Source organism: Serratia sp. BNK-33-b, assembly GCF_048684565.1.
GTDB lineage: Bacteria > Pseudomonadota > Gammaproteobacteria > Enterobacterales > Enterobacteriaceae > Serratia > Serratia marcescens.
This window is the reverse complement of sequence record NZ_JBLQTZ010000001.1, coordinates 2389108-2415716: the sequence shown is the minus strand read 5'-3', so window position 1 is coordinate 2415716 and position 26609 is coordinate 2389108. Positions and strand designations below refer to the sequence as shown.

The window sequence follows — 26609 nt, the reverse complement described above, 5'->3', positions numbered from 1 at the left end:
GCAGCACAGAGAAGCACGCCCCGTGCCAGATTAGCGATGGACGTAGCATTAGTAAAAAAATGGCTATTTATTAAAATGTTAGGCATTGACAGGGGTAAGGCAATCGAGCGGTGCCGCGGCCGCCGATGATTTTTTGTGTCCCGTGTCGCAACGCCTGGTACACATTTATGATACACATTTGCAACACTCGCGAACGGGGGGGAGAAACGCATGTTGTCTGACGACCGCTTGCCCGCAGAGGGCGCCAGCGTGCTGACCCAGCCGTTGGCGGAATCCTGGCAACGCAGCCAGAGTTATGGTTTGACGCGCACCGATCAACATATCCCGTTTATCAAAGCCGGATTGCTTGAAGAGCTGCGCAGCCGCAACGATTGGGTGCCGCAGCGGGTACAGCCGTTGATCGAGCAACTGGGTGCGCAAATTACGCGCCAGCCCGCCATTGTGGTGATCGCCGACGCCGGCGGGCTGGTGCTGGAAACCCGCGGCAATACCGACTTTCTGCATAAGGCGTCGCGCTTTGCGCTGGCGCCGGGTAACCAGTGGGGAGAAGCGGAGCGGGGCACCAACGCCATCGGCACCGCGCTGGCGCTGGGCGCATTCTGCGAAGTGCGCGGCGGCCAGCATTTTCTCAACCAAAATGCCGGATTGAACTGCACCGCCGCGCCGATCTATCGTCCGGATGGCCGCATTGCCGGCATACTGGATCTCTCCGCCCCCGCGCAGCGCCCGTACCGCGATGCACAGCGCCTGATCATGCAGGCGGTGCGGCATATCGAACACCGCTGGGTCAGAAGCGCGATCGCCGATCGCCACTGGACGCTGCGCCTGCACGTCGATGCCCGCTGCCTGGGCAGCGCGCAAGAGCTGCTGCTGGTGTTTCACGACGAAGTGCTGATCGCCGCCAATCGACTGGCGATGATGGAGTTCCGGCTTTCGTCGGCCTCATTCGGCTCCGTTGAGTTCACCCAACTGTTTCCCGACCTGTTGCGACAGCCTTCCGGCGCACCGCGCCAGACGCTGGCCGGCAATCAACAGCACTATTATTCGTTGCTTGAGGCGCCGCAGCGCCGCGTCAGCGCTCTGCGTTCTGCGCCGCCGGCGGAACGGCACGACGAGCAGCATCAGAAAGCGCTGCGTATTCTCAACGCCGGCCTTTCGCTGTGCGTGACCGGCGAAACCGGCTGCGGTAAAGAGCATTTCAGCCGCAGCCTGTTTCAAGAGAGCCGCTGGCGCAACGGCAACTTTGTGGCGATCAACTGCGCGGCGCTGCCTGAGCCGCTGATCGAATCCGAACTGTTTGGTTATGCGTCGGGGGCGTTTACCGGCGCCAATCCGAAAGGCTACATCGGCAAGATCCGCGAGGCGGACGGCGGCGTGCTGTTTCTCGATGAAATCGGCGACATGCCGGCGGGCCTGCAAACGCGCCTGCTGCGGGTGTTACAGGAAAAAACGGTCACGCCCCTTGGCAGCCGCAGCGCTTATCCGGTCGAATTCGCGCTGGTCTGCGCCACGCACCACGATCTGCATCGGCAGGTAGAGGCGGGGGCGTTTCGCGAGGATTTGCTGTACCGCATACAGGAATACAGCCTGCGCATCCCGCCGCTCAGAGAGCGGGCGCAGCTGGAGGCCTTCATTTTGCAGCTATGGCGAGAGCTGGGCGGCGAGCGGCGCGACATTCGTCTGTTGCCGGAGGCGCTGGCGATGCTGGCGCGCTATCCGTGGCCCGGCAACGTGCGGCAACTGTTGAGCACGCTCAAGGTGCTGCTGGCGCTGGCGGACGATCATGCGGTGCTTACCCTGGACGATCTTCCTCAGTCCATCGCGGTGCTGGCGCCGCGGCAAGAGAACGCCGATACCGATCAGGGGGCGCTGCAGGCGGCGATCGACAGGGCGGGCGGCAATCTCAGCCGGGCGGCGAAGGCGCTCGGCGTTTCGCGCAGCACGCTGTACCGCAAGCTGGGAAGGCAGAAAACGGCGGCGGAATGAGGCGGCATGATTGCTCATCAATAACCGGCCCCTCGATGCGGGGCCGGTTCATACTCTAGTCCCCCAGCCCCGGCGGGTTAATCTCGGAATGGGCAATCTTCTCGTCGCTCTCCGCCCAGCGATCCAGCACCTGCAGATAGCTGCCGTTGGCGATGGCGCTGTTGAGCGAAGCCTGCACCGCGTCCACCAGGCCGTTGCCTTTTTTCAGCGTGACGGCGATGTTGGCGGTCTTCGGCCAGCCGCCGGGCACGATGCCCACCAGCCGGGTTTTGCCGGTCAGCCGCGCCTGATAGGCGCCGGAAACGTTGGGCCCGAAGGTGGCGTCGGCGCGGCCGGACTGAATGGCCAGCGTGGAGGCGGCCTTGTCGGTGACATACACCGGTTGCAGAGGCGCTAATCCCTTGGCGCGGTTCTCTTTGTCCCAGGCCAGCAGCACCGCTTCCTGATTGGTGCCGGAATCGACGATGATCTTTTTACCGGCGATATCCGGCGCGGTTTTGATCTGGGTGATTTTACTGTCGGATTTGACGTAGAAACCCAGCGTATCCTGCCGATAGGTGGCGAAATCGAATTTGGTCTTGCGTTCGTTGGTCACGGTGATGTTGTAAACCGCGGCGTCATATTTGCCGGAGGCCACCCCCAGCGGCCAGTCTTCCCACGAGGTGGGCACCAGCTTGAGTTTCAACCCCAAACCGTCGGCCACCAGGCGCGCGATGTCCGCCTCGCTGCCAATCACCGTTTTATTGTCGCGGGCGTACAGGCCGAACGGCGGGCCGCTGCCCAGCAGAGAAATGGCGACCGTCAGCGTGCCGGGTTCCACGAACCGGAAGCCGGCGGGGATTTTGGCCACGGCTTCGGCGTTTTTCACCGTGTGGATCGGCGTTTCGTTGGCGACGAGATCCACGCCTGGTGCGGCGGCGGCGGAAAAACTCAGCAGCGCCGCAATCACTATCATTTTTTTGCTATATATCATTATGTTAATTACCTTCATTATTATGGGTGTCACACGGTCGTTGCACTATCTCTAAAGGCGGCAGATCTGTGAACGAACAAAATCAACTAACCAATCTTGGAAAAATCATGAGGCGCCTCAGGCGGCGCTGAATCGATCGAGGATGAACCATGTCGTCGCGTTTCGCTACGTTGGGCCGCATACCGCGCGGCGTATGGGTATTGGGTGGCGTGAGCCTGCTGATGGACGTTTCCTCGGAGATGATCCATAGCCTGTTACCGCTGTTTATGGCGACGACGCTCGGTGCCAGCGTGATCGTCATCGGGTTGATCGAAGGGCTGGCGGAGGCGACGGCGTTGATCGTCAAGGTGTTCTCCGGCGTGCTCAGCGATTATCTCGGCAAACGCAAAGGGTTGGCGCTGCTGGGTTACGGGCTGGGCGCCATCAGCAAACCGTTTTTCGCCATCGCGTCGTCGTCTGGCATGGTGATGAGCGCGCGCCTGCTGGATCGCGTGGGCAAAGGCATCCGCGGAGCGCCGCGTGATGCCCTGGTGGCCGACGTGACGCCGCCGGAGATCCGCGGCGCGGCTTTCGGGCTGCGCCAGTCGCTGGATACCGTCGGCGCCTTTTTAGGACCGCTGCTGGCCGTCGGCCTGATGCTGCTGTGGCACAACGATTTTCGCGCCATCTTCTGGGTGGCGGCGATCCCGGCGGCGCTGGCGATTGCGCTGCTGTTTTTCGGCCTGAAAGAGCCGGCCGCCGCGATAACCCACAAGCGCACCAACCCGATTACCCGCGCCAACCTGCGGCTGTTGGGGCGCAGCTATTGGTGGGTGGTGAGCATCGGCGCGATCTTTACGCTGGCGCGTTTCAGTGAAGCGTTCCTGGTCTTGAAGGCGCAGCAGGGCGGCACGCCGCTGGCGTTGATCCCGCTGGTGATGGTCGCCATGAATCTGGTCTACGCCTGTTCGGCCTATCCGTTCGGCAAATTGTCCGACCGCATGAGTCATGAAGGATTGCTGAAAGCCGGGCTGCTGGTGCTGATCGCCGCCGATCTGGTATTGGCGCTGAGCGATCATTGGGCGGGCGTGCTGTTTGGCGTGGCGCTGTGGGGCGTGCACATGGGCATGACGCAGGGACTGTTGGCGGCGATGGTGGCGCACACTGCGCCGGCGCACCTGCGCGGCACCGCGTTCGGCATGTTCAATCTGATCAGCGGCGTGGCATTGCTGCTGGCGAGTCTCGGGGCCGGAACCCTGTGGGAGCTGTTCGGTTCCGCGTCCACCTTTTACGCCGGGGCGGTCATTTGCGTGGTGACGCTGGTCGGCATGAAACTGGCGCCGTTCGGCGAACGGCAGGGCGCTTAGCGGCCCTCGACAGATTGCGGCATCGCCTGCAGCAGCTCGGGCACCTGCTGGGACTCGACCGCCCGGCTGAACAGAAAACCCTGGCCGATATGGAAACCGGCTTCGCACAGCGTTTGGCGCTGCTGCTCGGTTTCCACGCCTTCGGCGATGATATCGATCGACAGCTTTTGACCGAGAATGCCGATGCTTTCCACGATCGCCAGGATCGCCGGTTCGGTGTTCATGCGTTGAATAAAGTCGCAGTCCAGCTTAATGCAGTCCAGCGGGTAGTCCATGATATGGCTGAACGAGGAGTGGCCGGTGCCGAAGTCGTCCAGCGCGATGCGGATACCCATCTCTTTGAGCATTTGCAGCGCGCGCAGTACGTATTTCGAACCGTGCTTGTTGAACGCGTGTTCGGTCACTTCCAGTTCGATCAGGTGATGGGGAATACGGAACTTCAGCAGGCGTTGCAGGAAGGTTTCGGCGTAGTTGTCGCGTAAAAACTCGATCGGCGACACATTCAGCGAGATAGGCCGTACCGCCACGCCGGCCGCGCGCCAGCGGGCGATATCGGCGAAGACTTTCAGCTGCATGGCTTCGCTGATCTTGGTTGCCAATTCGTAGTCGTTGAACGCCTCGCTTACCGTCGCCGGCAGCTGTACGCCGTTTTGTGGGCAGTGCCAGCGCAGCAGCGCTTCAAAGCCGACGATGCTGCCGTCGATCAGGCAGACCTTCGGTTGGTAGCTGGGGCGGATGCAGTTGTCGCGCACGATCTGGCGCGCGTAGTTGAGCTGGCTGGCGCGGGCGCGGGCTTTGTCCATCATCTTGCGATCGAACATGTAGACGCCGCCGCGGCCGCCGTCTTTCAGTTCATACAGCGCGGTATCGGCGCATTTCATCAGCTCCGAAGCGTCGCGAGCGTCTTTGGGATAGATGGCGCCGCCGATGCTCATGCCGCAATGCAGCGTCTTGCCGCCGTGGGTGATCGGTGTCTCCAACTGCAGCAGAAACTTGTTGGCGATGCGGAAAATATCCTGCTCGTTTTCGACGTCGCTGATCACCACGGCGAACTCGTCGCCGCCGAGGCGGGAGACGAACGAATGCGCATTCATGCAGGCGCTGAGCCTTTTACCCAAGACCCGCAGCAGATGGTCGCCCGCCGCGTGGCCCAGCGTGTCGTTCACCAGCTTGAAGTGGTCAAGATCCAGCAGCATCAGCCCAAGCGACTTTTTGCCGTGCAGGGCGCGCTTCATCTCTTGCTTCAGCTTTTTCTTGAATAAGCGTCGGTTGGGCAGGCCGGTCAATTCGTCATATTCGCTGGCGAGCAACAGACGCTGTTCCATCACGCGTTGCGACGTCACGTCGCGCGAGACGCACAAAATCTCGGCCACGGCGCCGTGTTCGTCGCTGACCGGTGTGAGAATGTTGTCCCAGTGCTGTTTTTTACCCTGCGGCGTCACGCTCAATCCCGCGAAGCGCGCATTTTTTCCGGCTCTGACGCTGCGCAGCGCCTTGCTGCCGCGGCGACGGATCTCGGGGGACAGGAGCCCCAGCCAGGGCATGCCAAACTCTTTCTGCGCCGGATCAAGACCGAGCGCCAGGCTGCCGGAGCGATTCATGTGGCGCAGCGTGCCATCGTGATTGATGACTTTGATGCAGTCGACGCTGGCGTCCAGCATGTCTTGCTGGATAGAGAGCGCCTGAACGTTTTGCTGGCGTTGCAGCATTTGCGGATGGATGTCGGTGGCGGTGAGATACCAGCTGGGCTCCTGCGCCATGCCGTCCTGACGGGCGTTAAACGCCAGCATGAACCACCGGTAGGCGCCGCTGCGCTCGCGCAGACGAGCTTCGCCGGCGAACGAGGAGAGGGCAACGATCGCCTGGCGCCATTGCGCGGCCAGGCGATCGCGATCGTCGGTGTGCAGGGCATCGAGCCAGTCTGCGGCGCCGTGCTCACCGGCGATGGCGCCGGTATAGTCGCGCCACTGCTTATTGAAGTAACCGCCAAGGCGGTTGCCGAAGCAAATCAGACCCGGCAAGTCGTCTACGATTTCGCTATAGAGATCAATCGGATTTTTGTTATTGCTCTGCTTGGGCAACAGGGTCATGCGGTATTTCCTCGGAAAATTACCCATATTCGTGCTCTATAGCAGAGCCTCTTTCAATATAGTCTTGCCAATGAAATTAGGAATAGCCAGCGGACGCGGCTAAAAACCGGCCTGGTAGCATGAAATAGATTACACAAGAACGCATTAGGAATACTCCTGTTATTTATAAGCCCCTCTTATATTGCATCGAAAAATAAGTGCTCCGACCACGGTGGGCTATTGCCATAAAAATTAATCAATCTGATGTTTCTATTTGATGAAATATTCAGGTGTTTTCATGCTCTTCCATCGTCTGCACTGTCGCCGCTATGCGTATTCACTGATAAAAATCTCACTTATGGCGGCAATAGCCGTCATTTCATGCACTCTTCAGCGGTTATCGCAGCACCGTCGCTCGGCGCTTAGAGAAAAGTCATGATACAAATCAAGAAATGTTTTGTTTCATCTGTTGACACTTTGCTTACATATAAGATAGCCTCGCGAATGAAAATCATTAGCAAAACTGGATGATGAAGCGAAATGTACCCACAGCCTGATCCTTACGCCCGGTCCCGATGGTCGGGTCATTCCGGCGCAACGGCGCCGGCAAACGTACATTCGCCTCCTCTCCAGACGCCTGCGCCATAGGCGCCCGGCGCGATGACATCCCTTTGTCTGTCCGCGCCCATTTGCATCTCTCAGCATGTCTGTTCGTGCGGCCCGCGCCGGGTCCGCATGTGTTATCCGTCGTTTCACGATCATAGGAGGTTTCAGCGCGGTTAAAACGTAAGTTTTCTTCTGGGTATAAATAAACATGGAGCGTAAAATGATACTTAATAAAAGATTGAAGTTAGCGTATTGCGTTTTTCTGGGTTGTTATGGCTTATCCATTCATTCTTCTCTTGCCGCTTATCAGGATCCCGGTCGATTGGGCGCGCCTGACAGTTGGAAAACCGCGGAGTTTAATCGCCAATGGGGGCTTGAAGCTATTTCCGCCGAATTCGCCTATGCCAGAGGCTATACCGGAAAAGGTATAACCATCGGCGTTATCGATAACGCTATTCTTTCCCATTCTGAATTCTCCGGTAAACTGACGCGCCTGGATAACGGCAGTTATAATTTCTCGTATGATAAACAAGATAATATGTCTTTCGGCGATCACGGCACGCACGTAGCCGGTATCGCTGCGGCTAAAAGAGATGGCGCAGGCATGCACGGCGTCGCTTTCGACGCGGATATTATCGGCACCAAATTGAATGATTACGGTAATCGCAACGGCCGTGAAGAGCTGATTCAGAGCGCGGCTCGCGTCATCAATAACAGCTGGGGGATCGCGCCGGATATACGGCGAGACGCCAAAGGCGATATCATCTGGTTGCCGAACGGCAGGCCGGACTACGTGGCATTCGTAAAAAGCGAAGTGATCGCCGAGATGATGCGCAGCAAATCCAGCGTGGAATGGGGCAGCGAACAACCGGTGCCCACCGGCGGGCACAGCGCCATGTCGACGCTGCTGCGGGCGGCCAGGCACGGCAAGCTGATCGTCTTCTCGGCGGGCAATTACAACAATTACAATATTCCGGAAGCGCAAAAGTCACTGCCTTACGCTTTCCCGGACGTACTGAATAATTACCTGATTGTGACCAACCTGAGTGACGAAAATCAGTTAAGCGTTTCCTCGACCAGCTGCGGGCAAACGGCCAGCTATTGTGTTTCCGCGCCGGGTTCTGATATTTACAGCACCGTCGGCCGGCTGGAGTCCAATACCGGCGGCGCCGTGAATCGCGAAGCTTATAATAAGGGCGAGCTGTCGCTTAATCCTGGTTACGGCAACAAATCCGGCACCTCAATGGCGGCGCCGCATGTGACCGGCGTCGCCGCCGTATTGATGCAGCGCTTCCCATATATGAGCGCCGATCAAATATCTGCAGTCATTAAAACCACCGCCACCGATTTAGGCGTTGCCGGCATTGATAATTTATTCGGCTGGGGGCGCGTCAATTTACGCGATGCGATCAACGGCCCGAAAATGTTTATTACCAAAGAGGATATCCCGCAGGAATATTATGTGCCGGGTTCCTACAGTGAGAAACAGTTTGTGGTGAATATCCCCGGCCTGGGAAATATCGTCGAACCCGGCACGCCGGTTGAGCGGCGCTGCACGTCGAGCGAATGCGATTTCGATTCGTGGAGTAACGACATCAGCGGGCACGGCGGCTTGACCAAAACGGGCGCCGGTACGCTGGCGCTGTTGGGTAATAACACCTATCGCGGTGATACCTGGGTGAAACAGGGCGTGTTGGCGATCGACGGTTCGGTGGCATCCAACGTCTATATCGAAAATAGCGGCACATTGTCCGGCGAGGGCACCGTAGGCGCCTTCAGAGCGGCTCGGAGCGGCAGCGTCGCGCCGGGCAACGGCATCGGCACGCTGCATGTGTTGCACGATGCCATTTTTGATCGCGGTTCGCAGTATAACGTGGAAGTGGCGGACAATGGCCGCAGCGATAAGATCGCCGCGCGGCGCGCTTTCCTCAACGGCGGCAGTGTGAATGTCAGCCTGGAACGCAGCCAAAACCTGCTGTCGCAGAATGAGGCGCAGAGTCTGCTGGGCAACAAGTACACCATCCTGACCACGACGGACGGCGTTACCGGTAGATTCGAAAACGCCAACCCATCGTATCCGTTTGTTAAAGTCGCGCTGGATTATCGGGGCAATGACGTCGGCCTTGGCATCACGCGCACCGACGCCAGCTTTGACAGCCTGGCCAGCACTGAGAACGAGAAAGCGGTAGCTCGTGCGGTGGAGACGCTCAACGCGACGGAACCGGTCACGGAAACGGCCAAACGCAGCGTGGCGATCCCGGCGGCCGAAGAGGCCAACCTGCTGCAAAGCGATGGGGGCGAGGCGCAAGCCGTGAACGAAGAGGCGAGCATCGTGGCGGGCCATCCGGTCTATGAAAGCTTCCTCGGCTTCACCTCGGCCAGAGAATTGCAACAGGCGACCCGTCAACTGTCCGGCCAGATCCACGCGGATATGGCTTCCGCCCAGATCAACGAAAGCCGTTACCTGCGCGATACCGCCACCGAGCGCTTGCGCCAGGCGGAAGGCCGCCGCACCGCTACCGACATTAAAGCGGATGACAACGGCGCCTGGGCGAAACTGCTGGGTAGCTGGGGGCATGCTTCCGGCAACGACAACGCCACCGGTTACCAGACCTCCACCTATGGCGTGCTGTTAGGTCTGGACAGCGAACTGTTTGGCGACGGCCGGCTTGGCATGATGACCGGGTATACCCGCACTTCGCTGGATGGAGGTTATCAGTCAGATGCTCACAGCGACAACTACCATCTGGGGCTGTACGGCGACAAACGCTTCGGCGCGTTGGCGCTGCGAGCGGGCGGCACCTATACCTGGCATCGCATCGACACCTCGCGTTCGGTGAACTACGGCGCGCAGTCGGATCGCGAGAAGGCCAAGTATAACGCGCGCACCGGTCAGCTGTTCATCGAAAGCGGCTACGATTGGACGAGCGATGCGGTCAACCTTGAGCCGTTCGCCAACCTGGCGTATACCCATTACCGTAACGAGGAGATCAACGAACAAGGCGGGGCAGCGGCGCTGCGCGGCGACAAACAAAGTCAGTCCGCCACCGCCTCGACGTTGGGTCTGCGCGCCGACACCGAGTGGCAAACCGACAGCGTGGCGATCGCGCTGCGCGGCGAGCTGGGTTGGCAGCATCAGTACGGCAAGCTGGAGCGTAAAACGCAGCTGATGTTCAAACGCACTGATGCGGCGTTCGACGTGAACAGCGTGCCTGTTTCTCGCGATGGCGCGATTCTGAAAGCGGGCGTCGATGTATCGATTAACAAAAACGCCGTCCTGTCCCTTGGCTACGGCGGGCAGCTGTCGTCCAACCACCAGGACAACAGCGTCAACGCCGGTCTGACCTGGCGCTTCTGATCGCGGTTGCATGCTTCGCTTTATTCAGCCCTCATTGAGACGATGGGGGCTTTTTTTTCGCGGCCAGCCGGCCTTCTGCGGCATGAGCGATACTTTCTCCGCGACCTATTCCCCCGGCCGGTGTTCGCCGCCGGGTAAATCAATCAGAGGAAAACAAACGCTGCTGCCAATAGCGCAATTGCGTCAGCGTGATCGGCGCAGCGGCGGCAATGGCCGCGCGATTTTCCAACGCAATCTCCCGCGCACGTTGCAACGGCTCGGCGCTGAGGCCTTGCAAGTTTTGTTGCAGCGCCTGTTGCGTTTGCTCCAGCTCTCCAACGCTAACGTGCGTCAGCTCATGATGCATCTGCAGCAAGAATTCATCGTTTAACTGCCGCAGCTGTTCTGCGGTGAACGTCGGGGATTGCAGCGCGAACAGCAGGCCTTCGGCATGGGTGCAGCGGTGGAAGGCACATTGCACCACGTAGCCCACGTTGCGTTCCACGCGCAGCCGCTGAAAATAGCGCGGCGCGTAAAGCCGGGCCAGCACGCGCAGCGCCCAGCGGCCTTCGGCTTCATCGTTTTGCAGCGGGTAAAACTGCAGCAAGGCGTGTTCGGCGCCGCTTTCCGTCAGCGTGACAGGGGGATGTAAACGCGGCGGCGTTTGCGGCTCAGCCGTTATGGCGTAGGGGAAGTCATACAGCAAATGTGACAGTCGCCGTTTTAACTCGCCATCGCCGCCGACCAGGGTGGCATGCCAGTGTGGCGCCGTTGTCGTAGAGACGTTCAGCGCCGCCGGCAATTGGGCCAACAGGCGGCGAATGGCGATATCGTTTCGTTGTTTTAACTGCGCGTGGCGCAGGTTTCTCGCCGCCTCGTTGATGACGGCCGGCGGCTGCGCCGCCAGAGCCCGGTTCACGACGTTCAGGCCGTGGCAGATCAGCCCGTGGCTGCCCGCCAGCTGCAGCAGCCACACGCCCTGGTGGCGTTCGACGCTTAAATGTCCCTCCCGATGCGCCAGCTCCGCCGCGCTAGGGCGCAGCGCCGCCTGCAAGCCACAGGCCTGTTCTTCGCTGAGCGCGCCATGCGACGCTGGGCGCAGCAACAGCACCGGCTGCGCCTCGCCGGAACGCAGATGCCGCAGCGGCGCCTGGCCGGCCGGCAAGGGCGGGATCGGCAGCGCCGCTGAGGCTGAGAAAAAGCGGAAAGGTTCCGCTGTAGGCGCCAGCGCGGCGCCGGCGAAGGGGCGCAGGGTCAGCGGCAGCCCTTGGATTTCGCGCGTTTCACCGCCCCCCTCGGGCTGCACGGCCAGGCGGCGGCGCGGCGCCGCCATCAGCATAGCGAGTTGCCGCGTCCAGTCGTCATGCTGTTCCGTCGGCGGCAGCCCAAACGCTCTGGCCCGCAGCTGATCGAGCGGCGCCAGACGGTGAAAATCGCGGTTCGCCAGTTGCCCGAAATGCTCGAGCTGGCCTGGTGTCAGCGCGTTCAACGCCTGCAGCCATGCCAGCAAGGCGCTTTCGATATGGGCGGCCTCAGACGCCGAGCCGTGATTGACGGTGAAAATAAAACTCAACAGGGCGCTGTTTTCGCCGCAGCGGGCATAATCCAGCCGAACGGCGTCGCCCCACGCGTGCGCGCGCAGCCGTGCCAACAGCCCGCCAGGGGCGTCGTCCAGCAATAAACGCTCAAGCCGTCGCAGCCAGCCGCGTGAACGGCAGTGCGGCAGGGCAAACACCAGCCGCAGCTGCGGCGCGCCGGGAAGAGACAGCGTGTAATCTTGCCCGGCGGCCAGCGGCGGCAATGTCTCGGGCGGCGCGGCGCTGCCCGACGGCAAGCCGCCACCGTAGCGCTGTGCCAGCGCATGCAGTTGCTCAAGCGATTGCGGGCCTTGCAGCCACAGCGTCATGTTCGGTGCGCGGTAATAATGGTGGTGAAACTGCCGCAACGCCTGCTGCAACGCGGAAATATCGCTGCCGAAAGCGGCGCGGCTGCCGATATGAAAGCGATGCAGCGCGTCAAATCCGCTGAACATCTGCCGCTGCGCGGCTTCGCAGCGGGTTTCAACATCGGCGCGCAGCAGGCGGTATTCGGCGTCGATGACCTCGATCTCCTGGGCGATCGCCTCAGTCGCCAGCTGCGGAGCGGCGAGCATATCGCTCAGCCGCGCCAACCCATCCGCCAGATGGGCGGCGCCCACCTCAAAGAAAAACGCGGTTTGCGTGGCCTGGGTGGTGGCGTTTAACCGGCCACCGGCCGCCTGGGTCCAGCCCATCAGCCCATCTTGCGCGCTGAAGTTCGCGCTGCCGCGAAACAGCATATGTTCCAGCAGATGCGCCAGGCCGGGCCAGGCGGCAGGCGCCTGAAAGCTGCCCGCTTCGATGCGCACCAGCGCGGCGGCGGCGTCGGCGGCAGGGTCGCTTATCGCTTTGACGGCCAAACCGTTATCGAGCTGCCACGAAGCGGCGGCGGGTGCCATCGTCAACCCTTGAAGATCAGACGGGAGTTGGTCTGATTGCGAAATCGCAGCTGATCGATACCGATCTGCGAACGGTTCGCCGCTTCCCGCGCCGCCAGGATGGTGCCGTGATGCGGCGATTTGCCGCACACCGGGTCGGCGTTGTCGGCGTTGCCGGTCAGCATGAACGCCTGGCAGCGGCAGCCGCCGTAGTCTTGCTCTTTCTCCGAACAGGAACGGCAGGGCTCCGGCATCCAGTCATAGCCGCGATAGCGGTTAAAGCCGAAGGAGTGGTACCAGATATGCTGCAGATCGTGCTCCAGCACCGACGGAAACGTAATCGGTAACTGACGGGCGCTGTGGCAGGGTAACGCCATGCCTTCCGGCGTCACGCTCATGAAGATGGCGCCCCAACCGCCCATGCAGCCTTTAGGCCGCTCCTCGTAGTAATCCGGCGTGACGAACAGCAGGTTAGCCAGTTTGCCGTCGGCGGCCATGCGTTCGCGGTAGCGTTTCACCACCGCTTCTGCCTCGGCGATCTGTTCGCGGGTCGGCAGCAGGCCTTCACGGTTCAGGTGCGCCCAGCCGTAGAACTGGCAGGTCGCCAGCTCGACGTCGTCGGCATCCAGCTGGATCGCCAGTTCGATGATGCGGTCGATCTGGCCGATATTATGGCGATGCAACACGAAGTTGAGCACCATCGGATAGCCGAGCGCCTTGACCGCCTTGGCCATCGCCAGCTTCTGCTGAAATGCCTTGGCGGAGCCCGCCAGCGCGGCGTTCAGCGTTTCGTCGCTGGCCTGAAAACTGATCTGAATATGATCCAGCCCGGCGTCGGCGAAGGTCTGCAGCTTTTTCTCGGTCAGGCCGATGCCGGAGGTGATCAGGTTGGTGTAAAACCCGAGATCGCGGGCGGCGGCGATCAGCTCGGGAAGGTCTTTACGCACCAGCGGCTCGCCGCCGGAGAAGCCGAGCTGCACGCTGCCCATCGCCCGCGCCTGGCGGAACACCTCTATCCACTGTGCGGTAGTCAGCTCTTTTTCCTGCGCGGCGAAATCGAGCGGGTTGGAGCAGTACGGACACTGCAGCGGGCAGCGGTAGGTCAGCTCCGCCAGCAGCCAGAGCGGCGGATTCACCGCCGGCGCACGTGGTTCAGTCACGGAAGGTCACCCATTTTTGTTCGTAGGCGCGCTGGAAAAATTCCAGCACGTCGTCCGCCAACCCATCGGCGCCGGGGAAGCGGGCGTTCAACTGGGCGATGATGCCGTTCAGCGTAGTGTGGCCGTCGACCAGTTGCAAAATGGCGGCGGCGCTGTCGTTCAGCTTGGCCATGCCTTCCGGGTAGAGGATCACATGGCTGTTTTGCACCTGCTCCCATTGCAGGCGGTAACCGCGGCGGAAGACGGGAGTGTGTTCAGGGTTCAGCGTCATTACACCAGCCTCTGGTTGTGCCATACCCGCGCGGCGGTCACGCTGTGGTAAGGCGGGCGGTTCAGGGTGTAGGCCATGCTCATGGCGTCCAGCATGCTCCACAGAATGTCCAGCTTGAACTGCAGAATCTCCAGCATGCGCTGCTGCTTTTCAACGGTATCGCAATAGTCCAGCGCCAGCGCCAGGCCGTGTTCCACGTCGCGGTTAGCCTGGCCGAGGCGGCTGCGGAAATAGTCGTAGCCGGCGGCGTCGATCCACGGGTAGTGTTGCGGCCAGCTGTCGAGACGCGACTGGTGGATCTGCGGCGCGAACAGTTCGGTCAGCGAGCTGCAGGCTGCTTCCTGCCAGCAGGCGCGGCGCGCGAAGTTGACGTAGGCGTCCACCGCGAAGCGCACGCCCGGCAGCACCAACTGCTCGGATAGCAGGGCGTCGCGCTGCAGCCCGACGGCCTCGCCGAGGCGCAGCCAGGCCTCGATGCCGCCTTCGCTGCCGCCGTAGCCGTCGTGATCCAGAATGCGCTGCACCCACTTGCGACGGGTGTCAGGCTGCGGGCAGTTGGCCATGATCGCCGCATCCTTGATCGGAATGCTGGTCTGGTAGTAGAACCGGTTGGCCACCCAGCCCTGGATCTGCTCACGCGTCGCTTCGCCGTTGTGCATCGCGATGTGATACGGGTGGTGGATGTGGTAATAAGCGCCTTTGGCGCGCAGCGCCGCTTCAAATGCCTGCGGCGTCAGGGGACGTGGTTGCGTCATGGCGATTCCCTACAGTTCGATATTCATGCCGTCCCAGCTCACTTCGATGCCGGCGGCGGTCAGGCTCTGCCGTTCCGCGGAGTCTTCATTGAGGATCGGGTTGGTATTGTTGATGTGGATCAGGATCTTGCGTTTGGCGGGCAAGGTGCTGAGCAGGGCCGCCAGCCCGTGATCTTCCGCCAGCGCCAGGTGCCCCATGTCTTTGCCGGTATTGCGTCCCACGCCGGCGTTGGCCAGTTCGTTGTCGCGCCACAGCGTGCCGTCGATCAGCAGGCAGTCCGCGCGGCGCAGCCAGGGCATCAGCGCCTCGTCCGGCTCACCCAGGCCCGGTGCGTACAGCAGACCGGCCCCGCGCGCGGTATCTTCGATAAACAGCGCCACGTTGTGGCCCGGCAGCGGGCGATCGCGGTACGGCGAATAGGGCGGCGCGTTGCTGAGCAGCGGAATGGCGGTGAAGCGCACGGTCGGGCAGACCGCCGTGCGGAACGGTTCGCCGGGCGTCACCGGGTGGTGAATCAACCCGCCGTTCCAATGGGAGAGCATGGGAAACACCGGGAAGCCGGTGCTGAGATCGTCATGCACTTCAGGGGTGCACCAGACGTGGTGTGGGCAGCCCTCACGCAAATTGAGCAAGCCCGCGCTGTGATCGATCTGGCTGTCGGTCAGCACGATCGCGCCGATGCCGGTGCCGCGCAGCACGTCGGGATTGTTCAATTCGGGCGAAGCCAGCAGCTGATGGCAAATATCCGGTGAAACGTTGCACAGCACCCAGTTTTTACCGTCGTCGCTGACGGCGATGGAAGACTGCGTGCGACGCGTGGCGTTGATGCTGTGCTCGCGAACGCCCCGGCAGTTGTCGCAGTTGCAATTCCACTGGGGAAAGCCGCCGCCCGCCGCCGAGCCGAGAACTTTTATCTGCATGTCTGAACCAGAAAAAGAGGGAAAGAAATGCCCGCGCGAAAGGCGGGCAGACAGGCGATTAACGGTTGGAAATGTACAGCGTCACTTCCAGCCCCAGACGCAGGTCAACAAACTCAGGTTTAGTCCAGGTAGTCATAGCGGTGCTCCTTTACATGCATCGTGATAGTTCGAGCCCAATGAGAAATTTTCGCATTAGGCCGGCCCAATGTTGGCGAAATGTGACGAAGATCGCAACCTTTAAAGCGTAACCGGGTTATTCACCCCAGGTGGCGGCGAGCACGTTCAGCCAGTTGCGCCAGGTCAGCTTCTCCAGCAGCCGGTTATCGAACCCGGCCTGCGCCAGCGCTTGCGTCAGGCGCGGTAGGCCTGCGGCGTCCTCCAACGGTTGCGGTACGTTGACTCCGTCAAAATCAGAGCCAAATCCCACGCGATCTTCACCAAGTTTAGCGATCAAATACTCAACGTGTTTAACAATTTCTGTTAAGCCTGTCGTTGCACTGTCACGTTTACCGTCCGCCCGCAGGAAGGCGGTACCGAAATTGACGCCGACCATCCCGCCGCTCTGGGCGATGGCGTCCAGCTGTGCGTCGGTGAGGTTGCGCGGCTGCGGGCAGAGGGCGTGGGCGTTGGAGTGGGTGGCGACCAGCGGCGCGCGGCTCAGCGCGGCGGTTTGCCAGAAGGCTTTCTCGTTCATGTGCGAGACGTCGATCATGATGCGTCGGTGATTGCAGGCGCGGATCAGCGCCTCGCCGGCCGGCGTCAGGCCGGGGCCGGTATCGGGTGAGCCGGGGAACGGCCCGCTGACGCCGGTGCCGAAGGCGTTAGGCAGATTCCAGAATGGCCCGATGCTGCGCACGCCCAGCCGGTAGAAGGCCTCCAACTGCGTCAGCTCCGCATCGATCATGCCGGCGCCTTCGATATGCAGCACCGCGGCGATTTGCCGGTTGAGGCGGCACTGCTCTATCTCGGCGGCGGTGCGGCAGATGCGCAGCCGCCCCTGAGAAGCCTGCTCCAGCTGCTGCAGGATGGCGATTTGCCGTTCGGCGATCGCCAGCGGATCGAAGGCGGCCTGCGCCTCGTCCTGCGTTTGATTACGCATCTGGGCGATATAGCCGACCGGAGGAATAAATACCGCGAACAGCCCGCCGCAGAATCCGCCGCGCTGCATGCGGGAGAAATCGAGGTGGCCCGGCGTGACGCGGGAATAAAAGGCGGCGACCGGATCGTCGTCATGCTGCAGCCACAGATTGAGCAGCAGGTCGTTATGGCCGTCGAAGACCGGCCAGAGAGGGGGAAGCGTCATGGGCGTTTCACTGCGTCAGGCATCGTGAACGCTATGTTCTCCCATCGAGCGAGGGGGAACAACCCTCGCTCGATGGGGATTTTAAAGCCGAATTGTCAATTCGACGTCATCCGCGAACGGCGTGGAGAGATAGCCCGTCGCCGGATCGCGCACCCGCGCCAGGTAATCCGGGCTGTCATCGGCGTTGTCCGCGACGATCAGCGCACCGGGCCGCAGACGGCTCTCAAGCAGGTCGAGAATATCGGGATAAAGTCCCTTGGCGCCGTCGAGCAGCAGCAGATCGACCGTGGCCGGCAGATCGCCGCGCAGCGTTTCCAGGGCGTCGCCGACGCGGATCTCCACCAGGTCGATGACGCCGCCTTCGGTCAGGTTGTCGCGCGCCCGCGCCGCTTTGCTCGGTTCAAACTCGCAGGTAATCAATCGGCCGCCGCCGTTATCGCGCAGTGCGGCGGCCAGGTGCAGGGTCGAAATACCGAACGACGTGCCGAATTCGACGATGTTTTGCGCCCGGCAACCCCGCGCCAACATGTAGAGCAAGGCCCCGGTCGCCGGCGACACGGCCAGCGGGAAATCCTTCAGGCGGTGGTAGAGTTCGCGGTACTCGGTTTTGCTCTGCATCAGCCGGCTTTGCTCTGCGTCCGGCACGTCGCGGAACAGGGCGGCAAGCGCCGGCGACCGGCGGGATGCCTGTTGGAACAGGCGGTTTAGCAGCGGCGCTAAGGGGGCAGTGGTCAGGGTACTCATGGCAAATTTCCTGTCGTAAATGGAGCGCGTTAGCGCATGCCGTTATAATATGACGAACTATTCGCATTCCTCTATTCGCATTGGCCGCCCGCTATGACTGAACGCCGCAGTAAGCAAATTTCCTCGAGAAAACAACCGCAACAGGCGCGCTCCGCCGAACTGGTGTCCGCTATTCTGACCGCCGCTATTCAGGTTTTGGCGCAGGAGGGGGCGGCGCGTTTCACCACCGCCAGGGTGGCCGAGCGTGCCGGCGTCAGCGTCGGGTCGCTTTATCAGTATTTCCCCAATAAGGCGGCGATCCTGTTTCGTTTGCAGAGCGACGAATGGCGGCAGACCACGGATATGCTGAGCCGTATTTTGGCCGACCGCGAGAAAACGCCGTTCGCGCGCTTGCGGTTGTTGGTGCAGGCGTTTATCCGTTCGGAATGTGAAGAGGCGCAGATGCGCGTAGCGTTGAATGATGCGGCGCCGCTTTACCGCGATGCGCCGGAGGCACAGGCGGTAAAGGCAGCCGGCAAGGATATCGTGCAGGTTTTCATGTGCGAAGCGTTGCCTGATGTTCCGCAGGTCACTCGCCGGTTGGCGGGCGATCTGATCGTCGGCACGTTGGGGGCGGCGGGCAAGCAATTCTCCGAAACGCCGCGAACTGATTCCGAGATCTCGGCTTATGCCGATGCGATGGCGGATATGTTCTGCGCTTATCTGGCCGATTTAAACGGGCATCAGAGGCCGTAAACGCTTTTTAGGTGACATTGTCACTCGCCGGGAGCTGCGCCTGCCGACGACAAACCGACAGCACCAACTGCCGCAGCCAGCGGTGATCCGCCTCGGCGTCCAGGCGCGGATGCCACATCTGCGAGACGGTGATGGGCGGCGTTTTTACCGGCAGTTCGAAGACGCGCAGCGGGCCATCGGCAGGTTGAGCCTGCAGGAAAGAGGCGGGAAGCAACGCCAACAGATTCGAGGCCTGCGCCACCGCCAGCGCGGCGGGAAAGCTCGGCACCACGGCGGCGATATGGCGTGCCAGCCCCAGCTCCGCCAGCGCGGCGTCTACCGGCCCGAGGATGCGCCCGCTGCGCGAGGCCACCACGTGGCCGCAGGCGGCGTAGTCGGCGACGCCAATCTCCGGCTGTTGCGCCAGCGGGTGTGCGGTTCTCATCACGCCAACGAAGCGATCGCGGAACAGCGCCTGCAGGCGGATTTCCGGGCCCATGTCACCCAACACGCCGATCTCCAGATCGACCAGACCTTCACGCAGGGGGCGGTCGCTTTTCTCCGGCTTGGGCGCAAAGCGCAACCGCACCCGCGGCGCCTGTTCGGCGGCGGCGGCGATCAGCGCCGGGCCGAAGGCCTCGACGAAGCCGTCATTGGCGCGCAGCGTGAAGGTACGATCCAGCGCGGCGGGATCCAATGCTCCCTGAGCCGGACGCAACACAGCGCGGGCTTCGAACGTCGCGTGCCGCGCCCGCTCGCGCAGCGTTTCGGCATAGGGCGTCAGCACCATATGACGGCCGGCGCGCACCAGCAGGGGATCGCCGGTGGCCGCGCGCAGTCGGCTGAGGGTACGGCTCATCGCCGAGGGGCTTAAACCGAGACGGCGCGCTGCGCCGGCAACGCTGCCCGCCGTCAGCAGCGCGTCGAGCGCGATCAGCAGGTTGAAATCAGGGTCTGTCATGCGTGCGCATCCTGTCGTGCTGAATAGGGGGGAAGGCGTTCGATGCAGTTTGTGCGTACGAATGCTGCATCAGTCGCCATGCATTATGCCTGAGCCTGTTTTCGGGGTGCCATGACTTACCGCTAAAAAACCGGAGGGGGACTGGCCCGTTTGCCGTCTGAACATGGCGATAAACGCGGAAGGATCGTGATACCCCAGGGTAGAGGCGACATATTTGACGGCTCTCCCTTCCTGCAACAGCGTCATCGCCATGAGGGTTTTGCTTCTCAGTTTCCATTCATTGAAAGAGATGCCGGTGGCGGCGAGAAATCGCCGCGAGAGCGTACGCTCGCTCAAGCCCAGCATGCCCGACCATTGCGTCAGCGTGTTGAAATCGTGCGGCGCGGCGCTCATCTTTTCGGTCATGATCTTGATCACGTCGTCGCTGCCGAGCGGCAGGTAGCTGTCAAAACGCTCCGACAGCGCCAGCTGCTCAAGCAATGCGGTAACCAACGTCTGGTCCTGAGGCGTGTGCGGATAGCCAATGCGCCTTTCTGAAAAATCGGCCAGCACCGCTTTGACGATCTTATTCAGCCGCAGGGTTTGCGGTTTGCTCGGTAAGGATTGGCATAGCGGGGGGCTGACATGAAGAATGACATAGTCAATTGCACTCTTTGCTACGGATTCATGTTCGGTATTAACGGGGAGCCAAATGGCATATTCCGGAGTGGATAAATAAATATTGTCCTCAATATTTATTTCCGCCAACCCTTTCATGGAATACATCAGTTTGCCCCATGGCAACGCCTGTAAAGGGAATTGCGTTCCTGCCGGCCAGGATTTATTTCTGAACCAAATCGATATTGGGATTTCCCCGGTCAATTCTGACGGTTTCATGACGCCTTCCTGTCCGTTCATGGCTGCGTCTTCCTATTATAACAATAAGTTGTCTGATAATCGGCATTTCTATTCTATGGGGAAAGCTTACTCTGGGCATGTCATTCCCCTGGATAAAGGTAACAATATGTACGGTAAAATCATTGATCTTTCGGTGCCGCTGATGAGCGGGATCGCTTCCGATCCGGAGCGGTTTCTGCCGGAAATCGAGTATGTTGACAACAAGCGCGGAGCGTTGCAGCTGGCGGAATCATTTCCCGGCCTGGATCCCCTGGCGCTGCCGCGTCAGGAGGGCTGGGCGGTGGAATTTGTCCGCATGAGCACCCATGCGGGGACGCATATGGACGCCCCTTATCACTACCATTCGCATATGGACGACGGTTCGGCGTCAAAAACCATTGATGAAATACCGCTGGAATGGTGTATCGGCCCTGGCGTCAAATTGGATTTTCGCCATTTTCCAGACGGTTATGTGGTCACTGCGCGTGATATTGAGAGTGAATTAGCGAGGATTGATCATCCGCTCGCCGTCGGCGATATTGTTCTGGTCAATACGGCGGCCGGTGGGCGGTACGGCAGTGAAGATTTTATTCATCGCGGTTGCGGCATGGGCCGTGAGGCGACGCTGTATCTTACTGAACGCGGCGTCAGAGTGGTTGGCACCGATGCCTGGAGCTGGGATGCGCCATTCAGCCATACGCGCACCAAATTTGAACAAAGCGGCGATATTTCGCTTATTTGGGAAGGGCACTATGCCGGCAGTAAATATCCTTATTGCCAGATTGAAAAACTGTGCAATCTTGAATTGCTGCCCCCCTGCGGATTCAACGTGATCAGTCTGCCGGTCAAAGTTTATAAGGCATCCGCCGGCTGGGCTCGGCCGGTTGCAATTATCGATGAACGCGCGGGGGAATAAACGATGGCCAGAATAAAACTGCCGGCAGTGAGTGAATTAACGGCTGAGCAACAGCAACAATATGCCCGTTTTCCCGCCAATCTTACGCTGGGTCTGTTGAAAACCAGCCGTTCGGCGCAGGGATATCTGTCGCTGGGCGCTTCTTTTCCGGCCGGGCGACTGTGTGATAAAGATCGGGAAATGATCATATTAAGGGTTGGCGCGTTAAGCCACAGCGCTTATGAGCGTATGCAACACTATCCGTTGGCGATCCTTGCGGGGTGGCGCGATGACGACATCGAGAAAATAGAGCAGGGTGTTGGCATCGACGCCAGAGGTGCGGCCATCTTGCATTTTGTCGATGAATGCGTGCAGCAGGTGAAGGTTTCTGCCGACACGTTTAACGCGGTCAGGCGCTATTATGATGAGGTTCAACTGGCTGAACTGGCATTAATGATTGGGCACTACATGATGACGGCGCGCTTTTTGGAAACGCTGGAAATCGATCTGGACCTACAAGCGACATCCTGGGAAAACATGTCAACGGATTGAGTACGCGCACGGCGTGAGCGCGATAAAAAAGCCGATAGCCTGGGGCTATCGGCTTTTAATGCGCAGTGGCGGAGGGTTACGCCGGCAGCTGCTGGGCGGTTTTCTCGACCAACGCCAGCAACAGCTTGATGTCTTCCAGCGTCACGATCGGGTTCAGCAGCGTCATCTTCAGGCAGGTTACGCCATCGAACTCGGTTACGCCGACGTTGGCGCGGCCCGATTCCAGCAAGGCGTCACCGATACGCTGGTTGAACAGCGCGACGGCCGCGTCGCCATTCGCCGCCAGCTGCGCCGGACGGTAGCGGAACAGCACGCTGGCCAGCTGCGGCTGCATCACCAGTTCCAGCGATTCCTGATCGGCGATGTAACGCGCCACCTGTTGCGCCAGCGTGACGCCATGATCGATGATCTCGGCGTATTGCTTCTGCCCCAGCGCTTCCAGCCCCATCCACAGCTTCAACGCATCGAAGCGGCGGGTGGTCTGCAGCGATTTGGACACCAGGTTCGGCACGCCTTGCGCCTCGTCGAACTCGGAGTTCAGGTAGGCCGCCTGATAGCGCATCAGCTCGTAGTGGCGCGCGTCTTTCAGCAGGAAGGCGCCGCAGCTGATGGTCTGGAAGAACTGCTTATGGAAGTCCAGGGTGATGGAGTCCACCAGCTCCAGGCCGTCCAGGTAGTCGCGGTACTGCTCGGAAAGCAGCAGCGCGCCGCCCCAGGCCGCATCCACGTGCACCCAAATCTGCTGCTCCGCCGCCAGCCGTGCGATGTCGCGCAGCGGGTCAATGGCACCGGCGTCGGTGGTGCCGGCGGTGGCGACGATCGCCATCACCTGCTCGCCGTTGGCCTTGGCCTGCGCCAGTTTTTCCGCCAGATCGTTCACGTCCATGCGGGCGAAGCGATCGGTTTTCACCAGGGTGACGGACTGATAGCCGAGGCCCATCAGCGCCATGTTCTTCTGCACCGAGAAGTGGGCGTTTTCAGAACAGAACACTTTCAGCTTGCGCAGATCGCCCACCAGACCGTCCTGCTGCACGGAGTGGCCCTGACGCGCGAAGAATGCATCGCGCGCCAGCATCAGCCCCATCAGGTTGCTCTGGGTGCCGCCGCTGGTGAACACCCCGGCGTCGCCGGGCTGGTAACCGACCTGGGCGCGCAGCCACTCAATCAATTTCATTTCGATCAGCGTGGCCGACGGGCTCTGATCCCAGGAGTCCATGCTTTGGTTGGTGGCGTTGATCAGCACTTCGGCGGCCTGGCTAATCACCAGGCTCGGGCAGTGCAGGTGCGCCACGCATTGCGGGTGGTGCACCGACAGACTGTCTTTCAAAAAATACTCGATGGCGCGCTCGATCGCCGCCTGGTTGCCCAGGCCTTGCGGGGTGAAGTCGAGCTTGATGCGCTCGCGCAGTTCGGCAACGCTTTTGCCCTGATACATCTCGGGCTGTTGCAGCCACTGCACGACGGCTTCACTGCTCTGTGCGATCGCCTGGCGGTAAGCCTCGGCGCTATGCGCCGAGGAAGCCAGAATCGGGTTTAACTTGGACATCGCGGTCATTCGCTCCAATCAGACTGGCTTGACGCCGGCGGCCAGCAGCGCCTGCTCAAATTTATCCAGGAAAATACCCAGCTCATCATTGGTGATCAGCAGGGAAGGCAGCAGGCGCAGCACGCAGCCGTTGCGCCCGCCGCGCTCCAGGATCAGACCGGATTCGAAGCATTTCTTCTGCAGCAGCGCGGACAGCTCGCCATCGGCCGGGTAGCAGCCCATGTGATCCTGCGCTTCGTTCGGCTTGACGATCTCGATGCCGATCATCAGGCCCAGACCGCGGACGTGACCGATCACCGGATAACGTTTCTGCAGCTCGGCCAGCTTGCCTTTCAGCCACTCGCCCTGAGCGGCCACTTTGTCGGCGACCTTATGCTCTTTCAGGTACTGCAGGGTGGTCAGGCCGGTGGCCATCGCCAGCTGGTTGCCGCGGAAGGTGCCGGTGTGGTGACCCGGTTCCCAGGCGTCGAACTCTTTTTTGATGCCCAGTACCGCGAGCGGCAAGCCGCCGCCGACCGCTTTCGACATCACGATGATGTCTGGCTCGATGCCCGCGTGTTCGAAGGCGAACAGCTTGCCCGTACGGGCGAAACCGGCCTGAACTTCGTCGATGATCAGCAGAATGCCGTGTTCCTGGGTCACTTTGCGGATGCGCTGCAGCCACTCGGCCGGCGCCGGGTTAACCCCGCCTTCGCCCTGAACGGCTTCAAGGATCACCGCAGCCGGTTTACGCACGCCGCTTTCCACGTCGTTGATCAGGTTGTCGAAGTAGTAGGTCAGCGCCTTGACGCCGGCTTCGCCGCCGATGCCCAGCGGGCAGCGGTATTCATGCGGATAAGGCATGAACTGCACTTCCGGCATCATGCCGTTGATCGCCGCCTTCGGCGACAGGTTGCCGGTGACCGACAGCGCGCCGTGGGTCATGCCGTGATAACCGCCGGAGAAACTGATCACGCCGGAACGGCCGGTGTGCTTTTTCGCCAGCTTCAGCGCGGCTTCCACCGCATCGGCGCCGGACGGACCGCAGAACTGCAGGCAATACTCTTTGCCTTCGCCAGGCAACAGAGAGAGCAGGTAATCGGAGAAACGATCTTTCAACGGGGTCGTGAGATCGAGAGTATGTAACGGCAAGCCGCTGGTAATGACATTTTGGATGCTTTGCAGGACGTCGGGGTGATTATGTCCAAGAGCCAACGTTCCCGCCCCGGCCAGGCAATCAAGATATTGATTATTCTCAACATCAGTGATCCAAACGCCCTGGGCTTTCGCAATTGCCAACGGCAGTTTGCGCGGATAACTCCTAACATTCGACTCAAATTCGGCTTGACGCGCCAAATAGGTTTCATTGTTTCCGTTTAATGAGTTTGCAACTAAAGTATCAATACGGACTTTATCCGTCATCATATCTCTCCTACAACCGAAGGTCTCAACACGCAACGATTGAATTAATGAATTAGAAAAGTAACTGCCTTGTGAAAAGCGCGACCAATATATGGCTTTTTCGCCTGGGACTCAATAGCCGATTTTGTTTTGAATTGTTTAGTTTTTTCTTAGGCTCATCAATATGTTGTTGATTTGTTGACCGTTGGTTTTGCCAGCAGAAAACAACATTTCCTTAACATTGCGTAAAAATCCCTTTCTGCTTTCCTTTGTCCGCCTCTTTAATGCATTTATTATTAAGGTGAATTTCCGATTAATAACATAAATAGAAAATAGCGGCTTATTTTCATCTATTCACCACCTTAAGTCCTATAGCGGTTATATACACAAAATTTGTGATGAATATAAGTCATCGAGCGTTAAAAGCGCGGTATCCAGAGTGGTGATTTCTTGCAGATTTTACGTAGCGCGATCGAAAAAGCGGAATTTTTGTGCGGCGCCGGCGAGTCTGCCGGCGCCGTGGTCATTAACGTTGCCGTAACCAGACGCGATAGCGCCGCAGAGTGCGGCGGGTGCGCCATCTATCGATGAGCAGCGACCACAGTGGGGAGTAACGCACGTTGCGCGTCCGATCGCGGCTCAGGGCGTGCATGCGGCGCTTGATCAGCGCCATGCGGGCGAGCAGCGTCAGCGTTTTGTCGCGCCATTTTACCGGTGCGGGCAGTGCATGAGGGGCTTCGCCGGTTTGCCAGCGGTGCGGCAGATCGGGAATTTCCGCCATGGCGGTGGCGATGCCGACTACCGCGACGCCGCTGTTCAGCACCTGTTGCGCCACCGACGGGCGGGCGATGCCGCCGGTGGTCATCACCGGCATGCGGGCTACTGCGGCGAGATCGCGGGCGAAGGTCAGAAAATAGGCTTCGCGCGCCAGGGTGCTGTCGTCCGCCGCTTCGCCCTGCATCGCCGGGCTTTCATAACTCCCGCCCGATAGCTCCACCAGATCGACCGGCAGTTTGTTGAGCATCAACAATACCTGTCGGGCCTCGTCCGGCGAAAAGCCGCCGCGCTGAAAATCGGCGGAGTTCAGTTTGACCGCCACGCAAAAGCCTGGCGAGACACGCTGGCGCACCGCGCTCACCACCTCCAGCAGCAGGCGGGCGCGATTCGCCAGCTCGCCCCCCCAACGATCGCTGCGCTGGTTGGACAACGGCGACAAGAACTGGGAGATGAGGTAGCCGTGCGCCGCATGGATCTGCACGCCGGTAAACCCGGCCTGTTCGGCGGCGTGCGCGCTGGCGGCGAAGCGGGCGATCACCTCGGCAATCTGCGCTTCGCTCATGGCCTGCGGCGGGGCAAACTGCTTGCTGTACTTGCCCATCGCCATTGGGATGGCGGAGGGCGCCCAGGCGTTGCCGCCCATGTTGGCCATCACCTGACGGCCCGGGTGGCTGAGCTGCATCCATACCTGCGCGCCTTCCTGGCGCGCGGCCTTGGCCCAGGTTTCAAACGGGGCGAGCGGCGTATCCTGTTCCAGCACCACGCCGCCGGGGCCGGTCATGGCGCGGCCGTCGATCATCACGTTGCCGGTGATGATGAGGCCGGCGCCGCCGATACCCCAGTGGCGATACAGACGCCATAGCGCGGGGCCGGGCAGTTGGCCTTCATCGGCCAGATTTTCTTCCAACGCGGCCTTGGCCAGACGGTTGGGTAAGCGGCTGCCGTTGGGCAGAATCAGCGGGGTAAACATCGGGTACGTTCC

At 60.6% G+C, this 26609-nt stretch carries 21 protein-coding genes; 6 read left to right on the top strand and 15 right to left on the bottom strand.

Translation table 11 applies throughout. The features are described from left to right. Positions 1-210 precede the first annotated feature (210 nt). The gene (locus tag ACMGGK_RS11465) at positions 211-1986 is read left to right on the top strand and encodes a sigma-54-dependent Fis family transcriptional regulator (protein ID WP_420276907.1); all 1776 of its coding nucleotides are present in this window, start codon (positions 211-213) and stop codon (positions 1984-1986) included. A gap of 55 nt (positions 1987-2041) precedes the next feature. Here ACMGGK_RS11465 and ACMGGK_RS11460 read toward each other — a convergent pair whose 3' ends face one another. Then, positions 2042-2959 carry an ABC transporter substrate-binding protein gene (locus ACMGGK_RS11460; protein WP_016927755.1) on the bottom strand — a complete coding sequence of 306 codons (918 nt, stop codon included), beginning with the start codon at positions 2957-2959 and terminating at the stop codon, positions 2042-2044. Between the two features lie 149 nt (positions 2960-3108). On the opposite strand from ACMGGK_RS11460, the gene ACMGGK_RS11455 reads away from it, so the two are divergent. Next, complete coding sequence (locus tag ACMGGK_RS11455; RefSeq protein ID WP_016927754.1) at positions 3109-4305, top strand: MFS transporter; 1197 nt, start codon at positions 3109-3111, stop codon at positions 4303-4305. Here ACMGGK_RS11455 and ACMGGK_RS11450 read toward each other — a convergent pair. Continuing rightward, positions 4302-6395 carry a putative bifunctional diguanylate cyclase/phosphodiesterase gene (locus ACMGGK_RS11450; RefSeq protein ID WP_033640356.1) on the bottom strand — a complete coding sequence of 698 codons (2094 nt, stop codon included), beginning with the start codon at positions 6393-6395 and terminating at the stop codon, positions 4302-4304. The two genes, ACMGGK_RS11455 and ACMGGK_RS11450, sit on opposite strands and share 4 nt — an antisense overlap. A 907-nt stretch (positions 6396-7302) precedes the next feature. Here ACMGGK_RS11450 and ACMGGK_RS11445 point away from each other — a divergent pair. Continuing rightward, complete coding sequence (locus ACMGGK_RS11445) at positions 7303-10338, top strand: autotransporter domain-containing protein (protein ID WP_143778986.1); 3036 nt, start codon at positions 7303-7305, stop codon at positions 10336-10338. Positions 10339-10477: 139 nt separating this feature from the next. Here ACMGGK_RS11445 and pqqF read toward each other — a convergent pair whose 3' ends face one another. The 8 genes from pqqF to ACMGGK_RS11405 form a co-directional block, all read right to left on the bottom strand. Continuing rightward, positions 10478-12793 carry a pyrroloquinoline quinone biosynthesis protein PqqF gene (gene pqqF / locus ACMGGK_RS11440; RefSeq protein ID WP_420276906.1) on the bottom strand — a complete coding sequence of 772 codons (2316 nt, stop codon included), beginning with the start codon at positions 12791-12793 and terminating at the stop codon, positions 10478-10480. 2 nt (positions 12794-12795) lie between these two features. Next, positions 12796-13932 (bottom strand): pyrroloquinoline quinone biosynthesis protein PqqE, encoded by a 1137-nt coding sequence (gene pqqE / locus ACMGGK_RS11435; protein ID WP_049299205.1) that lies wholly within the window; start codon positions 13930-13932, stop codon positions 12796-12798. Next, a complete protein-coding gene (gene pqqD / locus ACMGGK_RS11430; RefSeq protein ID WP_049199562.1) occupies positions 13925-14203 on the bottom strand; it encodes a pyrroloquinoline quinone biosynthesis peptide chaperone PqqD in 279 nt (92 codons plus the stop codon). Before pqqD ends, pqqE begins: the two co-directional genes overlap by 8 nt. Beyond that, complete coding sequence (gene pqqC / locus ACMGGK_RS11425; protein WP_015376769.1) at positions 14203-14958, bottom strand: pyrroloquinoline-quinone synthase PqqC; 756 nt, start codon at positions 14956-14958, stop codon at positions 14203-14205. The genes pqqD and pqqC overlap by 1 nt, the downstream gene beginning before the upstream one ends. Before the next feature lie 9 nt (positions 14959-14967). Next, complete coding sequence (pqqB, locus tag ACMGGK_RS11420) at positions 14968-15879, bottom strand: pyrroloquinoline quinone biosynthesis protein PqqB (RefSeq protein ID WP_420276905.1); 912 nt, start codon at positions 15877-15879, stop codon at positions 14968-14970. A gap of 58 nt (positions 15880-15937) precedes the next feature. After that, positions 15938-16015 (bottom strand): pyrroloquinoline quinone precursor peptide PqqA, encoded by a 78-nt coding sequence (pqqA, locus tag ACMGGK_RS11415; RefSeq protein ID WP_004937827.1) that lies wholly within the window; start codon positions 16013-16015, stop codon positions 15938-15940. A 117-nt stretch (positions 16016-16132) separates the two neighbouring features. Further along, positions 16133-17182, bottom strand: coding sequence for a dipeptidase (locus ACMGGK_RS11410; RefSeq protein ID WP_116403635.1), 1050 nt, complete (start codon positions 17180-17182; stop codon positions 16133-16135). An 81-nt stretch (positions 17183-17263) separates the two neighbouring features. Next, positions 17264-17926, bottom strand: coding sequence for an O-methyltransferase (locus ACMGGK_RS11405; RefSeq protein WP_016927746.1), 663 nt, complete (start codon positions 17924-17926; stop codon positions 17264-17266). A gap of 93 nt (positions 17927-18019) precedes the next feature. On the opposite strand from ACMGGK_RS11405, the gene ACMGGK_RS11400 reads away from it, so the two are divergent. Continuing rightward, positions 18020-18661 carry a TetR family transcriptional regulator gene (locus ACMGGK_RS11400; RefSeq protein ID WP_049299210.1) on the top strand — a complete coding sequence of 214 codons (642 nt, stop codon included), beginning with the start codon at positions 18020-18022 and terminating at the stop codon, positions 18659-18661. 7 nt (positions 18662-18668) lie between these two features. Here ACMGGK_RS11400 and ACMGGK_RS11395 read toward each other — a convergent pair whose 3' ends face one another. Together ACMGGK_RS11395 and ACMGGK_RS11390 are read right to left on the bottom strand one after the other, a co-directional pair. Beyond that, on the bottom strand, positions 18669-19601 hold the full coding sequence (locus ACMGGK_RS11395) for a LysR family transcriptional regulator (RefSeq protein ID WP_079452142.1): 933 nt from the start codon (positions 19599-19601) through the stop codon (positions 18669-18671). A gap of 69 nt (positions 19602-19670) precedes the next feature. After that, positions 19671-20477, bottom strand: coding sequence for a helix-turn-helix domain-containing protein (locus ACMGGK_RS11390; RefSeq protein WP_100225605.1), 807 nt, complete (start codon positions 20475-20477; stop codon positions 19671-19673). A 127-nt stretch (positions 20478-20604) separates the two neighbouring features. Between ACMGGK_RS11390 and ACMGGK_RS11385 the strand changes: the two genes are divergently transcribed. After that, positions 20605-21393 carry a cyclase family protein gene (locus ACMGGK_RS11385; RefSeq protein WP_197758478.1) on the top strand — a complete coding sequence of 263 codons (789 nt, stop codon included), beginning with the start codon at positions 20605-20607 and terminating at the stop codon, positions 21391-21393. A 3-nt stretch (positions 21394-21396) separates the two neighbouring features. Further along, a complete protein-coding gene (locus ACMGGK_RS11380; protein WP_049299212.1) occupies positions 21397-21924 on the top strand; it encodes a carboxymuconolactone decarboxylase family protein in 528 nt (175 codons plus the stop codon). Between the two features lie 76 nt (positions 21925-22000). On the opposite strand, the gene ACMGGK_RS11375 is transcribed toward ACMGGK_RS11380, so the two are convergent. The 3 genes from ACMGGK_RS11375 to ACMGGK_RS11365 all read right to left on the bottom strand — a co-directional run bounded on the left by ACMGGK_RS11375 (position 22001) and on the right by ACMGGK_RS11365 (position 26597). Next, on the bottom strand, positions 22001-23470 hold the full coding sequence (locus ACMGGK_RS11375) for a pyridoxal phosphate-dependent decarboxylase family protein (protein WP_028127421.1): 1470 nt from the start codon (positions 23468-23470) through the stop codon (positions 22001-22003). Positions 23471-23488: 18 nt separating this feature from the next. Further along, positions 23489-24871, bottom strand: a complete 1383-nt coding sequence (locus ACMGGK_RS11370) for a diaminobutyrate--2-oxoglutarate transaminase (protein WP_004937838.1) — start codon at positions 24869-24871, stop codon at positions 23489-23491. A gap of 505 nt (positions 24872-25376) precedes the next feature. Then, a complete protein-coding gene (locus tag ACMGGK_RS11365; RefSeq protein ID WP_143778991.1) occupies positions 25377-26597 on the bottom strand; it encodes an NADH:flavin oxidoreductase/NADH oxidase family protein in 1221 nt (406 codons plus the stop codon). Positions 26598-26609 lie beyond the last annotated feature (12 nt).